This is a genomic window from Pseudomonas sp. BF-B-30, assembly GCF_019956305.1.
GTDB classification, from domain to species: domain Bacteria; phylum Pseudomonadota; class Gammaproteobacteria; order Pseudomonadales; family Pseudomonadaceae; genus Aquipseudomonas; species Aquipseudomonas jessenii.
This window is the reverse complement of sequence record NZ_JAHBDG010000004.1, coordinates 44226-57000: the sequence shown is the minus strand read 5'-3', so window position 1 is coordinate 57000 and position 12775 is coordinate 44226. Positions and strand designations below refer to the sequence as shown.

Sequence of the window (12775 nt, the reverse complement as noted above, 5' to 3'; positions counted from 1 at the left end):
CTGTATAAGTAGCCAGTATTATTCCACAGCGTTTCCGGATCGCCTACCCCTGATTTGAGATTTCTGCCGCGGCATAGCGCAGCAGCCCCTCTAGCGCGGCCTTCACCGTTTGTCGGCGGACGTCATCGCGATTACCCGGGAAGTGCTGCCGTTCGCAGAACACCTGATCTCCGACGCCCCAGGCCAGCCACACCGTGCCAACCGGCTTGTTCGCCGTTCCACCATCCGGCCCGGCGATGCCACTGACCGCCACGGAGAAATACGCGCTATTTTTCTCCTGCGCCCCCCGGACCATCGCCTCGACCACCTCGCGGCTGACCGCGCCCACGGTGGTGAACAACTCCACCGGGACATTCAGTTGCAGGGTTTTCTGTCGGTTGGAGTAAGTGACATAACCGGCCTCGAACCAGGCCGAACTCCCGGGGATACGGGTGATTGCCTCGGCGATGCCTCCGCCGGTGCAGGACTCCGCCGTGGTGACGTGGGCATTGAGAACCTGCAGGCGTCTGCCGAGTTCGGCGGCGAGCTGGGTGATTTCGTTCACGGTCATCTCCTGATCGGGCGGGATGAGGTTAACCGTACACGAGCAGACCGCACTTGCAAGCGACAGGAACGATCAAAATGTAAAGAACCGGAGGCTCTGGAAAAGGCCTGTCGGAGAATCAATCCTCCACGTCACCGGAGGGGGTATGGCCGATACCCATGCGCTTGGCCAGCCAACGCTCATACAACCCCAGAACGACGTCTGTCCCGGCCATCGCCGCTAAACAACCACCCGCACAAGCAGCCCAGATGGAAACATTGGCAGCGTGCAGCAGCATGATGACCGAAGCGCCGCAGATCATGCTGGATCCAGACCGCAGGCTCAGGCGCCGGACAAGGGACCAGCCACGAACGCCCTCTTTTTCGGCACGCCACATTTCACCGGTAACGCCACCAAGTATTGGCAGACTGATGACCAGCCACAGAGGCATGTCCAGCAACGCATATTGCTCAGCGGTCATTTCATGCCTCCTTGAGTAGTGATCACAGCGCATTCTTTAATAGTCAGGCAGCAACATTATGCACTTATGCATAATCAGTCAATGCACAAACGCATGATCAAAGGATGTCCAATGCTTTCGGCACACGAAAAAAACCCGCTCGGGAAGCGGGTTTTATCTAAACGGATGAGTGTTAGCGGGCGTACATACCCCACCAGAAGACATGTCCGAGGATAACAATCGGCTCCTCCTGGATCTCCTGAAAGGTGTAATCTTCGTCCGGATGCTCGTCACGGTTGAAGCTGCGCAGGCGAATCCCGGTCGGCAGGCGATAGAGTTGCTTCACCCGCAATTGGCCGTTGTGATTGATTGCATAAAGGTCGCCGTCAACGATATCGCCAATGCCGCACTTGCCGGCATTGACCCCGACCGTGGCGCCGTCGCGCAGCACCGGCAACATGCTGTTGCCCCGCACTGTCACGCATTTGGCCTGGTCGAACTGCACGCCGTTATGGCGCAGGCTCCGCTTGCCGAAGCGCAGGCTAGAGCGCTCGCTCTCCTCGATAACGAATCTTCCCGATCCCGCAGCCAATTCAACCTCGCGAAGAAAGGGGACCGACACCTCGTCGTCATCGACTGGGGTATCGTCGTCCCACAGACTTATATCCTTGAGTTCCGAATGCACAGGAGCACGCCCGGCATTGGCGGCAGACGAGACGTCCGCGCGACCACGCAACTGGTCGGTGCTCAAGGCGAAATACTCGGCAATCTTCGAAATATGTTTATCCGAAGGATCGACGATCTTCCCGCTGAGAATGCGCGAGAGCGTGGATTGAGGCACGCCGGTGCGACGGTGAAGCTCCGTGGGGGAGATCCCGTGCTGATCGAGCAATGCCCTTAATACAGTAGATACGTTGCGCTTTTGCATAACGCGCATAGTGCTTGCACTTTTCGAAGAAGACAATGCCGATTTGCATAATCGATGCATAACATGATTTTGCATCGTAAAGGATGTCACCCGGCCGTGGCGCCTGCGTCGGGCAGACCGCCCATGGTAACCTTGCGCCCATCGCGGAAAAGCCCGGCCGTTGCCCTGCTTTTGCCCCACCTCTTTCAACGAGCTTCCTGACAATCCGATGAATAAAGCCGTCTCCGACCTGTCCTCCCACACCCCGATGATGCAGCAGTACTGGCGCCTGAAAAACCAGCACCCGGACCAGCTGATGTTCTACCGCATGGGCGACTTCTACGAGATCTTCTATGAAGACGCGAAGAAGGCCGCCAAGTTGCTGGACATCACCCTGACGGCCCGCGGGCAGTCGGCTGGCCAGGCGATTCCGATGTGCGGGATTCCTTACCACGCCGCCGAGGGTTACCTGGCAAAACTGGTGAAGCTTGGCGAATCGGTGGTGATCTGCGAGCAGGTCGGCGACCCGGCCACCAGCAAAGGGCCGGTGGAGCGGCAGGTGGTACGCATCATCACGCCGGGGACGGTGAGTGACGAGGCGCTGCTCGACGAGCGCAGGGACAACCTGATCGCCGCTGTCCTGGGCGATGAGCGCCTGTTCGGCCTGGCGGTGCTGGACATCACCAGCGGCAACTTCAGCGTGCTGGAAATCAAGGGCTGGGAAAACCTGCTGGCGGAACTGGAGCGGGTCAACCCGGTGGAGTTACTGATCCCGGATGACTGGCCCAAGGACTTGCCGGCGGAAAAACGCCGCGGCGTGCGTCGCCGTGCGCCGTGGGATTTCGAGCGCGATTCGGCGCTCAAAAGCCTGTGCCAGCAATTCTCGACCCAGGACCTCAAGGGCTTTGGCTGCGAAAACCTGACCCTGGCGATCGGTGCCGCCGGTTGCCTGCTGGCCTACGCCAAGGAAACCCAGCGCACCGCCCTGCCCCACTTGCGCAGCCTGCGTCATGAACGCCTGGACGACACCGTGGTGCTCGATGGCGCCAGCCGTCGCAACCTGGAGCTCGACATCAACCTGGCCGGGGGCCGCGACAACACCCTGCAATCGGTGGTGGACCGTTGCCAGACCGCCATGGGCAGCCGCCTGCTGACCCGCTGGCTGAATCGCCCATTGCGCGACTTGACGGTGCTGTTGGCACGCCAAAGCTCGATCACTTGCCTGCTCGACGGTTATCGCTTCGAAAGACTGCAACCGCAGCTCAAGGAAATCGGCGACATCGAGCGGATTCTTGCGCGGATCGGCCTGCGTAATGCCCGCCCCCGCGACCTCGCCCGGTTGCGTGACGCCCTCGGCGCACTGCCCGAACTGCAAGTGGCAATGACGGAGCTCGAAGCCCCACACCTCCAGCAACTCGCCACCATCACCAGCACCTACCCGGAACTGGCGGCACTGCTGGAAAAAGCCATCATCGACAACCCGCCCGCGGTCATTCGTGATGGGGGCGTGCTAAAAACCGGCTACGACAGCGAACTCGACGAATTGCAGTCGCTGAGCGAAAACGCCGGACAATTCCTGATCGACCTCGAGGCACGGGAAAAGGCCCGCACCGGCCTGTCGCATCTGAAGGTTGGTTACAACCGCATCCATGGTTACTTCATCGAGCTGCCAAGCAAGCAGGCGGAATCGGCACCGGCCGACTACATTCGCCGCCAGACGCTCAAAGGCGCCGAGCGTTTCATTACGCCGGAACTCAAGGCGTTCGAAGACAAGGCACTGTCAGCCAAGAGCCGCGCCCTGGCCCGCGAGAAGATGCTGTACGAAGCGTTGCTCGAAGATCTGATCAGCCAGCTGCCACCTTTGCAGGACACCGCCGGTGCCCTGGCCGAGCTGGACGTCTTGAGCAACCTGGCCGAACGTGCACTGAACCTCGATCTGAACTGCCCACGCTTCGTCAGTGAGCCGTGCATGCGCATCAGCCAGGGTCGTCACCCGGTGGTCGAACAAGTGCTGACCACGCCGTTCGTGGCCAACGACCTGAGCTTGGACGACAACACCCGCATGCTGGTGATCACCGGTCCGAACATGGGCGGTAAATCCACCTACATGCGTCAAACCGCATTGATTGTGCTCCTGGCGCACATCGGCAGCTTCGTGCCAGCGGCCAGTTGCGAATTGTCGCTGGTCGACCGCATCTTCACCCGGATCGGCTCCAGCGATGACCTGGCCGGCGGGCGTTCGACCTTCATGGTGGAAATGAGCGAAACCGCGAACATCCTGCACAACGCCACCGAGCGCAGCCTGGTGCTGATGGATGAAGTCGGGCGCGGCACCAGCACCTTCGACGGTCTGTCCCTGGCATGGGCGGCGGCCGAGCGCCTGGCGCATCTGCGTGCCTACACGCTGTTCGCCACCCACTACTTTGAACTGACCGTCCTGCCGGAAGCCCAGCCGCTGGTGGCCAACGTGCACCTCAATGCCACCGAGCACAACGAGCGCATCGTGTTCCTGCACCACGTGCTGCCCGGGCCGGCCAGCCAGAGTTATGGCCTGGCAGTTGCGCAGCTGGCAGGCGTACCGAGCGAGGTCATCACCCGTGCTCGCGAGCATCTGAGCCGCCTGGAAGACACCGCCTTGCCCCACGAAACACCGGCACCGGCCAAAGGCAAACCGGCCGCGCCGCAGCAAAGCGACCTGTTTGCCAGCCTGCCGCACCCGGTGCTGGATGACCTGGCCAAGCTCGACCTGGACGACATGACGCCACGTCGTGCTCTCGAAATGCTCTATACACTAAAGACACGGATCTAACGCAGCGGCTTGCAAGCTGTTAGAATCTCGCGCGGTTTGGGATGCTGCTGGCTAATAGCCTGGCCAGCAGACTATCGCTCCCGAACCTGGCGACCCCTACGAGAAGGGGCGCAGCAAGCCGCGCCTGAGGAGAAAATTAGAAATGACCTTCGTCGTCACCGACAACTGCATCAAGTGCAAGTACACCGACTGCGTAGAAGTCTGTCCGGTGGACTGCTTTTACGAAGGCCCGAATTTCCTGGTGATCCACCCGGATGAGTGCATCGATTGCGCGCTGTGCGAACCTGAATGCCCTGCCGTGGCTATCTTCTCTGAAGATGAAGTTCCGGCCGGCATGGAAAACTTCATTGAGCTGAACGCTGAGTTGGCCGATATCTGGCCAAACATCACCGAACGCAAAGATCCAATGCCCGATTCCGCAGAATGGGACGGCAAGCCAGGCAAGATCGCAGACCTCGAACGCTGATTACCCCCGCGTTCGCGAAAAAGGCCCCACAAGGGCCTTTTTGCTTTTCTGCGGGCAAAAAAAAGGGGCGGTTTGACCCGCCCACATTTTTTCCCTATTCCCTGTGTTCCTTTTCATCGTCCTGATGAATCGCGTCCTGCGATATCCATATCCCTCATCCATGAAGGACGTGTCTGTCCGTCGACACAACCTCAATACTAGAGTGTTCCCCTCCGGGATCAATCGGCCCCTGGCGCGAGATTCTGGTGTCACACATCATTAATACTAAAAAATATTAATATAAATCAAACATATATATGCGGTCAGCGCTCCGAATGGACGACTGCCGGGGTGTAAAAATAACGAACACTTACGCAAGAGTAAGCCTAGGCTTACAGCACGAAACCAAAATCCCGAGGGGGCTCGGTCTCCTGGCCAGGCAATAAAAAACCCCGAGCCAGTCGGGGTTTTTCATGCCATCGCAGTGAGTGCCTTATTGGAACAGCGACTCGCTCGACAGACCATTTTTTTCCAGGATCTCGCGTAGCCGCTTCAAGCCCTCCACCTGAATCTGTCTGACCCGCTCCCGGGTCAGGCCGATTTCCAGGCCGACGTCTTCAAGGGTGCTGCTTTCATGGCCGCGCAGGCCGAAGCGGCGTACAACCACTTCGCGTTGCTTGTCGGTCAGTTCCGAGAGCCATTGATCGATGCTCTGGGACAGGTCGTCGTCCTGCAACAACTCGCATGGATCGGTTGGACGATCGTCAGTCAGGGTGTCCAGCAGGGTTTTATCCGAATCCGGACCCAGCGAGACGTCGACCGAAGAAACCCGTTCGTTAAGGCCGAGCATACGCTTGACCTCTCCCACCGGTTTTTCCAGCAGGTTGGCGATTTCTTCGGGTGAGGGTTCATGGTCGAGTTTTTGCGTCAGCTCCCGCGCAGCCCGCAGGTACACGTTCAGCTCCTTGACCACATGGATCGGCAGCCGGATGGTCCGGGTCTGATTCATGATTGCGCGTTCGATGGTCTGGCGAATCCACCAGGTCGCGTAGGTCGAGAAGCGGAAACCGCGTTCCGGATCGAACTTCTCCACCGCCCGGATCAAGCCGAGGTTGCCCTCTTCGATCAGGTCCAGCAGCGACAGCCCACGATTGACGTAGCGTCGGGCGATTTTCACCACCAGTCGCAGGTTGCTTTCAATCATGCGTTTGCGCCCGGCCGGATCGCCACTTTGCGACAGGCGCGCAAAATGAACTTCTTCTTCGGGTGATAGCAGGGGAGAGAAACCAATTTCATTGAGATACAACTGCGTGGCATCAAGTGCCCGCGTGTAGTCAATGTACTTGTGCTGTTTCAAGGATGCGGAGTGTTTGGATTTGGCACGAACGGAAGGTGGAGCCGCCCCTTCATCATTCGACATCGAATCCGTATCGATGCTGCTCTCCATCAGGAGAACCTCATCGTCGATGTCAAACTCCGGCACTTCTTTACTGAGAGCCATTGTTATAGTCCTTTGGTGAGTTCGACCTCAAGCTCAAGCGGCGCCTTTCTCCCTGGCAACGCTGGAGCCTGTCCCCTCTACGCGACGGAACAGGCTGGTAGCGATCAACGGCGTGGCAGGAATTGCAGCGGATCTACAGGTTTACCTTGGCGGCGAATCTCAAAATGCAGTTTCACCCGGTCTGTACCCGTTGACCCCATTTCGGCAATTGTCTGTCCGACCTTGACCTGCTGCCCCTCCCGAACCAACAGCCTGCGGTTATGTCCGTAGGCACTGACGTAGGTTTCACTGTGCTTGATGATCACTAATTCGCCGTAGCCCCTTAAGCCACTCCCGGCGTATACCACCGTCCCATCAGACGCAGCTAAAACAGGCTGTCCCAAATCTCCGGCGATATCAATTCCTTTATTCAAACTACCGTTTGAAGAGAATTTTCCAATCAGAATGCCATTAGATGGCCATCCCCAGCCGGTCGGGGCTGGCCCGGGAGGTGGCAAAGGAGCAGGGGCTGGCTTGCTCGCGACGGACGGTACAACCGTCGTTGTGCTGGTGGTCGTACCGTTTGCCGAACGACGGATGACCGTGGTTTTACTCGACGACGAAGGTGTTGAACTGGACGAGCTGACCACCGCCGTCGACGTTGAATTGGTACGACCATCAAAGCGAATCGTCTGACCCGGACGGATGGTGTAAGGCGCAGGAATGTTGTTGCGTGCCGCCAGGGCCTTGTAGTCCCAGCCGTAACGGAAGGCGATGGAGAACAGGGTGTCCTTGGGCCGAACAATGTATTGCCCGGTGGTCACGGCTGGACGCTGAGCCGCGGCATTGTTACGGTCCACGACACGAACATCGCTGGACTTGTTGCTGGAACAACCGACCAGCAAAGTGCTCAAGACAAGGCCAGTCACCAGGCGCTGAAAGCTCGTTTTACTCATACGCTGCGCAATGACTGTGAGACTCACCCGCCGCTCCCTCTGTGGTGGCTGAAAATGTGAAATGCCGGAGTCCGGCATGAACTGTCGCAAGTATAACGGGCCGTGCACGCTTTACCTTTAATGTGGCGAATCGGTGCCGCGCACACGTTTGCTGCCTGACGATGAATCCCGTTTAACACAACGATGCCGCTGTAAGACAAAGGCAATCGAAGAGAATTCAGCGTGCCGAAACAAATGCTCAGGCCAGTGGCCCATTGAGCAGTGGCACGAAGCGCACAGCCCCCAGGACATGCCTGGAAAAACCTTGTTCCTCGCGGATGATCAGCATCAATTGCTGGACTTCGCCGGCCCCGACCGGGATCACCATTCGGCCTCCCGGTGCCAACTGGTCAAGCAATGCCTGGGGCACGTCGGTTGCCACTGCGGTGACGATAATCCCGTTGTATGGTGCCAGTGCCGGCCAACCCTCCCAGCCATCGCCCCAGCGGAACACCACGTTGCGCAGGTTCAGTTCGACCAGGCGTTCCTTTGCCCGATCCTGCAGAACCTTGATGCGCTCGACCGAGAACACACGCTCGACCAGTTGCGACAGCACCGCCGTCTGATAACCCGACCCGGTGCCGATCTCCAGCACCTTGTCGAGGGGACCGGCCTCCAGCAGCAGCTCGCTCATGCGCGCCACCATATAAGGCTGGGAGATTGTCTGGTTGTTGCCAATCGGCAGCGCGGTGTCTTCATAGGCACGGTGCGCCAGCGCTTCGTCGACGAACAGGTGGCGCGGGGTCCGGCGAATGACCTCCAGTACCCTGGCATTGGAGATGCCTTCTTCGTACAGGCGCTGGATCAGCCGCTCCCGGGTTCGCTGGGAGGTCATGCCGATGCCGCGACGCAGCATATCGTCTTGTTCGCGACCCATCAGCGCAGCCCCTCCAGCCAGCCGTCCAGACTTCTGAAGGCATCATTGAAGGTGCGATCCAGTTGCAGCGGCGTGATCGAAACATAACCCTGCATCACTGCATGGAAATCGGTACCCGGGCCGCCATCTTCGGCATCCCCGGCCGCCGCGATCCAGTAACCGGACTTGCCCCGCGGATCCACCACTTTCATCGGTGCCGCGGCTCGGGCGCGATGGCCCAGGCGGGTCAGCTGGATACCGCGGATGCGGTCCAGCGGCAAATTGGGAATGTTCACGTTCAGTACCGTACGCGGTGGCAGATCCAGGTCAGCATGGGCTTCAACCAGTTTGCGCGCGAAATGGGCAGCTGTGGGAAGGTTCTCTACCTGGCGTGAGACCAGCGAAAAGGCAAACGAGGGGTGATTCAGGAAACGCCCCTCGAGGGCCGCCGCCACCGTGCCGGAATACAGGACATCGTCCCCCAGGTTCGCACCCAGGTTTATTCCGGAAACCACCATGTCCGCTTCGCGCTCCAGCAGGCCGTTGAGGCCCAGGTGCACACAATCGGTTGGCGTGCCGTTGAGGCTGATAAAGCCGTTGGCCAGGGTTTGCGGGTGCAACGGACGGTCGAGCGTCAGCGAACTGCTGGCGCCGCTCTTGTCCTGGTCCGGGGCGATAACCACGCACTCGGTGTAATCCGCCAGCGCAGCATAAAGCGCGGCGAGACCGGGTGCGGTTACCCCATCGTCGTTAGAAATCAGAATACGCATGGGCTGTCCGTCTGCCCCACCGGCACCAGATCAACAAGCTCGCGCACCAATACGGTGGCGAAGCATCCGGCCGGCAGGACGAATTCCAGTTGCAGAATGTCAGGCTCGGGATAATGCCACGTCAACCCGCCAATGGGCAGCCGCAGGATGCGACGTTCGTGGCTCATACCGGCGTTAATCAACCAATCGCGAAGGTCCGCTTCGCGCGCGGCGATTGCCTGCTCCAGTTCATGGACAACACCCGTGGCCGGCGAGTCACCTTCGCCCCACTGCGGGCCGGTCGGGTGCAGATCGAGAATCGCCAGGCGCGGGTCGCTGCACTCGGCTTCGCCTGCCGGGAAAAAGCTGCGGCTGTCGGTGAACGCCAGCAGGTCACCGACCTGGGCACGCTGCCAGGTGCCATCGGCGACGCGGGCGGCCAGCACCTGATTGAACAGAAAACTGCGCGCCGTGGAGAGCAGACGCGAGCGCACGTTGCGCTGCTCCGGCAAGGCCTTGCGCGCGGCCCAGGCGCGAGCATCGACGACGTTGCCGCCGTCATGGCCGAAGCGCTGTGCGCCGAAATAGTTAGGGATGCCGTGTTTAACGATCAGTTGCAGGCGTTCTTCGATAGCAGCCTTGTCGCCAGCGAACTGGGTGAGGCGCAAAGTAAAGCCGTTGGCCGAGTGGGCACCGCGTTGCAGTTTGCGCTTGTGGCGGGCGGTCTTGAGGATCTTCAGCGTATCGTTTTCCGCAGCCGACAGATCAGGGTCGGCCTTGCCCGGCAATTGCACGCTGAACCACTGGCGAGTCAACGCCTGACGGTCCTTGAGCCCGGCATAACTGACGGTGCGCAATGGCACGCCGGCAGCCTTGGCAATCCGTCGCGCCGCTTCTTCAGTATTCAGACCACGCTTTTCCACCCAGATCCACAGGTGTTCGCCCTCGCCGCTGAGGGGAATGTCGAGGACTTCGTCGACCTGGAAATCTTCGGCGATCGCTTTCAGGACCGCCGTGCCGAGGGCCTCACCGTACGCCCGCGGGCCGAGCAATTGCAGTTCGTTCATGCGCGCAGCAACAAGGCAACGGAGTGCACGGCAATGCCTTCTTCGCGACCAACAAAGCCGAGCTTTTCGGTGGTGGTAGCTTTCACGTTCACTTGATCCAACTCTACTTGAAGATCCGCGGCAATCAGCGCGCGCATCGATTCGATATGCGGGGCCATTTTCGGCGCCTGGGCGACGATGGTGTTATCGACGTTGCCGACTTTCCAGCCTTTGGCATGGACCAGTGCGACGACGTGACACAACAGCGCACGGCTGTCGGCGCCCTTGAATTGCGGGTCGGTATCCGGGAAATGCTTGCCGATGTCGCCCAGCGCCGCGGCGCCGAGCAAGGCATCGCTCAAGGCGTGCAAGAGGACGTCACCGTCAGAGTGGGCGAGCAGCCCGAAGCTGTGTGCAATGCGCACACCGCCCAGAGTGATGAAATCGCCTTCAGCGAAACGGTGCACATCATAGCCGTGGCCAATACGCATAAAAAAACGCCCCGATTTTTGTCAGGGCGTGATTCTACCTGCATTAGCCAACCAGAGCATGCGCGTGATGCCGCAAGTGCTCATCGATGAAACTGGCAATGAAGAAATAGCTGTGGTCATAGCCCGGTTGCAGGCGCAACGTCAGCGGGTGACCGGCCAGTTTGGCCGCCTGCTGCAAGGCTTCCGGCTTGAGCTGGTTGGCGAGGAAATCGTCGCGATCACCCTGGTCGACCAACAGCGGCAGCTGTTCATCGGCCTCGGCAATCAACGCGCAGGCATCCCATTCGCGCCATTTCGAACGGTCCTCTCCCAGATAGCGGGAAAAGGCTTTCTGCCCCCACGGGCAATCCATCGGGTTGTTGATTGGCGAGAACGCCGACACCGACAGATAGCGCCCCGGATTGCGCAAGGCGCAGACCAGCGCACCGTGGCCGCCCATGGAATGGCCACTGATACCGCGCCTGTCCGACGCAGGGAAATGGGCTTCGACCAATGTCGGCAATTCCTGCACGACATAGTCATGCATCCGATAGTGACGCGACCAAGGCTCCTGAGTGGCATTCAGGTAAAACCCGGCGCCGAGGCCAAAGTCCCAGGCACCATCCGGATCGCCCGGCACTTCAGGACCGCGAGGGCTGGTGTCCGGTGCGACGATGATCAGCCCGAGCTCCGCGGCCATGCGCATGGCGCCGGCCTTCTGCATGAAGTTCTCGTCGGTGCAGGTCAGGCCGGACAACCAGTACAACACCGGCAGCTTGCCGCCCTGCTCCGCTTGCGGCGGCAGGTAGACGGCGAACACCATGTCGCAGCCGAGTACTTCCGAGCGATGGCGATAGCGTTTGTGCCAGCCGCCGAAGCTTTTCTGGCAGGAGATGTTTTCCAGGCTCATGGCGGACCTCAGAAATGGATGACGGAGCGAATGCTTTTCCCTTCGTGCATCAGGTCAAACGCCTTGTTGATATCTTCCAGGCCCATGGTGTGGGTGATGAAGGTATCCAGCGGAATCTCGCCGGTTTCGGCCATTTCCACATAGCTTGGCAACTCGGTACGGCCGCGCACGCCGCCGAACGCCGAACCGCGCCAGACGCGGCCGGTGACCAGCTGGAACGGACGGGTCGAGATTTCCTGGCCGGCACCGGCAACGCCGATGATCACCGACTCGCCCCAACCCTTGTGGCAGCACTCCAGTGCGGCACGCATCAGTTGCACGTTACCGATGCACTCGAAGGAAAAATCCACGCCGCCATCGGTCATGTCGACGATGACTTCCTGGATCGGACGATCGAAGTCTTTCGGGTTCACACAATCGGTTGCACCCAGTTGCTTGGCGATCTCAAATTTGGCCGGGTTGATGTCGATGGCGATGATGCGGGCAGCCTTGGCTTTTACGGCGCCGATAACAGCCGACAGACCGATGCCGCCAAGACCGAAAATGGCGACCGTATCACCCGGTTTCACCTTGGCGGTGTTGAGCACTGCACCGATACCGGTAGTGACACCGCAGCCCAGCAGGCAGACTTTTTCCAGTGGCGCTTCCTTGGCGATTTTCGCAACGGAAATCTCCGGAAGCACGGTGTACTCGGAGAACGTGGAAGTGCCCATGTAGTGGAAAATCGTTTCGCCCTTGTAGGAAAAACGCGAAGTACCGTCGGGCATCAAGCCTTTGCCCTGGGTCGCGCGAATCGCCTGGCAGAGGTTGGTTTTTCCCGACAGGCAGAATTTGCACTGACGGCATTCCGGGGTGTACAGCGGGATCACATGATCACCGACTGCAACGGAGGTCACACCCTCGCCGATCGCTTCCACGATCGCACCACCTTCATGGCCGAGGATCGACGGGAAGATGCCTTCCGGATCAGCGCCGGACAAGGTGTAGGCATCGGTATGGCAAACACCGGAGGCCACCACGCGCAGCAAGACTTCGCCGGCCTTGGGCATGGCGACATCGACTTCAACGATTTCGAGGGGCTTCTTGGCCTCGAAGGCAACGGCGGCGCGCGACTTGATCATGGTG

At 59.7% G+C, this 12775-nt stretch carries 13 protein-coding genes; 2 read left to right on the top strand and 11 right to left on the bottom strand.

Annotated features, from left to right (window positions below):
* Positions 1-43 precede the first annotated feature (43 nt).
* From KGB29_RS02540 to KGB29_RS02530, 3 genes are all read right to left on the bottom strand, one after another.
* Positions 44-544 (bottom strand): CinA family protein, encoded by a 501-nt coding sequence (locus KGB29_RS02540; protein WP_057716659.1) that lies wholly within the window; start codon positions 542-544, stop codon positions 44-46.
* A gap of 118 nt (positions 545-662) precedes the next feature.
* The gene (locus KGB29_RS02535; RefSeq protein WP_150812918.1) at positions 663-1004 is read right to left on the bottom strand and encodes a phage holin family protein; all 342 of its coding nucleotides are present in this window, start codon (positions 1002-1004) and stop codon (positions 663-665) included.
* Positions 1005-1176: 172 nt separating this feature from the next.
* A complete protein-coding gene (locus KGB29_RS02530; RefSeq protein WP_150812917.1) occupies positions 1177-1911 on the bottom strand; it encodes a helix-turn-helix transcriptional regulator in 735 nt (244 codons plus the stop codon).
* A gap of 208 nt (positions 1912-2119) precedes the next feature.
* On the opposite strand from KGB29_RS02530, the gene mutS reads away from it, so the two are divergent.
* Together mutS and fdxA are read left to right on the top strand one after the other, a co-directional pair.
* On the top strand, positions 2120-4699 hold the full coding sequence (mutS, locus tag KGB29_RS02525; protein ID WP_154861808.1) for a DNA mismatch repair protein MutS: 2580 nt from the start codon (positions 2120-2122) through the stop codon (positions 4697-4699).
* Positions 4700-4841: 142 nt separating this feature from the next.
* Positions 4842-5165, top strand: a complete 324-nt coding sequence (fdxA, locus tag KGB29_RS02520; RefSeq protein WP_007970729.1) for a ferredoxin FdxA — start codon at positions 4842-4844, stop codon at positions 5163-5165.
* 472 nt (positions 5166-5637) lie between these two features.
* Here the strand turns inward: fdxA and rpoS are convergent, their stop codons facing one another.
* From rpoS to KGB29_RS02480, 8 genes are all read right to left on the bottom strand, one after another.
* Positions 5638-6645, bottom strand: a complete 1008-nt coding sequence (rpoS, locus tag KGB29_RS02515; protein ID WP_007990225.1) for an RNA polymerase sigma factor RpoS — start codon at positions 6643-6645, stop codon at positions 5638-5640.
* Positions 6646-6749: 104 nt separating this feature from the next.
* A complete protein-coding gene (locus KGB29_RS02510; RefSeq protein WP_090453404.1) occupies positions 6750-7607 on the bottom strand; it encodes a peptidoglycan DD-metalloendopeptidase family protein in 858 nt (285 codons plus the stop codon).
* A 211-nt stretch (positions 7608-7818) separates the two neighbouring features.
* Positions 7819-8454 (bottom strand): protein-L-isoaspartate(D-aspartate) O-methyltransferase, encoded by a 636-nt coding sequence (locus tag KGB29_RS02505; protein ID WP_172435346.1) that lies wholly within the window; start codon positions 8452-8454, stop codon positions 7819-7821.
* A gap of 41 nt (positions 8455-8495) precedes the next feature.
* The gene (gene surE / locus KGB29_RS02500; RefSeq protein ID WP_057716156.1) at positions 8496-9245 is read right to left on the bottom strand and encodes a 5'/3'-nucleotidase SurE; all 750 of its coding nucleotides are present in this window, start codon (positions 9243-9245) and stop codon (positions 8496-8498) included.
* The gene (gene truD / locus KGB29_RS02495; RefSeq protein ID WP_057716157.1) at positions 9233-10291 is read right to left on the bottom strand and encodes a tRNA pseudouridine(13) synthase TruD; all 1059 of its coding nucleotides are present in this window, start codon (positions 10289-10291) and stop codon (positions 9233-9235) included. Before truD ends, surE begins: the two co-directional genes overlap by 13 nt.
* Positions 10288-10761 carry a 2-C-methyl-D-erythritol 2,4-cyclodiphosphate synthase gene (gene ispF, locus KGB29_RS02490; RefSeq protein ID WP_223616247.1) on the bottom strand — a complete coding sequence of 158 codons (474 nt, stop codon included), beginning with the start codon at positions 10759-10761 and terminating at the stop codon, positions 10288-10290. The genes truD and ispF overlap by 4 nt, the downstream gene beginning before the upstream one ends.
* Before the next feature lie 43 nt (positions 10762-10804).
* On the bottom strand, positions 10805-11650 hold the full coding sequence (gene fghA, locus KGB29_RS02485) for an S-formylglutathione hydrolase (protein ID WP_154861809.1): 846 nt from the start codon (positions 11648-11650) through the stop codon (positions 10805-10807).
* Positions 11651-11658: 8 nt separating this feature from the next.
* Positions 11659-12771 (bottom strand): S-(hydroxymethyl)glutathione dehydrogenase/class III alcohol dehydrogenase, encoded by a 1113-nt coding sequence (locus KGB29_RS02480; protein WP_015093777.1) that lies wholly within the window; start codon positions 12769-12771, stop codon positions 11659-11661.
* Positions 12772-12775 lie beyond the last annotated feature (4 nt).

Excerpts from the sequence above, each read along its gene's own strand:
- fdxA (WP_007970729.1), top strand. The coding sequence starts at position 4,842 with ATGACCTTCGTCGTCACCGACAACTGCATCAAGTGCAAGTACACCGAC.
- KGB29_RS02535 (WP_150812918.1), bottom strand. The coding sequence starts at position 1,004 with ATGACCGCTGAGCAATATGCGTTGCTGGACATGCCTCTGTGGCTGGTC.
- fghA (WP_154861809.1), bottom strand. The coding sequence starts at position 11,650 with ATGAGCCTGGAAAACATCTCCTGCCAGAAAAGCTTCGGCGGCTGGCAC.
- KGB29_RS02480 (WP_015093777.1), bottom strand. The coding sequence starts at position 12,771 with ATGATCAAGTCGCGCGCCGCCGTTGCCTTCGAGGCCAAGAAGCCCCTC.
- surE (WP_057716156.1), bottom strand. The coding sequence starts at position 9,245 with ATGCGTATTCTGATTTCTAACGACGATGGGGTAACCGCACCCGGTCTC.
- mutS (WP_154861808.1), top strand. The coding sequence starts at position 2,120 with ATGAATAAAGCCGTCTCCGACCTGTCCTCCCACACCCCGATGATGCAG.
- ispF (WP_223616247.1), bottom strand. The coding sequence starts at position 10,761 with ATGCGTATTGGCCACGGCTATGATGTGCACCGTTTCGCTGAAGGCGAT.
- rpoS (WP_007990225.1), bottom strand. The coding sequence starts at position 6,645 with ATGGCTCTCAGTAAAGAAGTGCCGGAGTTTGACATCGACGATGAGGTT.
- KGB29_RS02505 (WP_172435346.1), bottom strand. The coding sequence starts at position 8,454 with ATGACCTCCCAGCGAACCCGGGAGCGGCTGATCCAGCGCCTGTACGAA.
- KGB29_RS02530 (WP_150812917.1), bottom strand. The coding sequence starts at position 1,911 with ATGCAAAAGCGCAACGTATCTACTGTATTAAGGGCATTGCTCGATCAG.
- truD (WP_057716157.1), bottom strand. The coding sequence starts at position 10,291 with ATGAACGAACTGCAATTGCTCGGCCCGCGGGCGTACGGTGAGGCCCTC.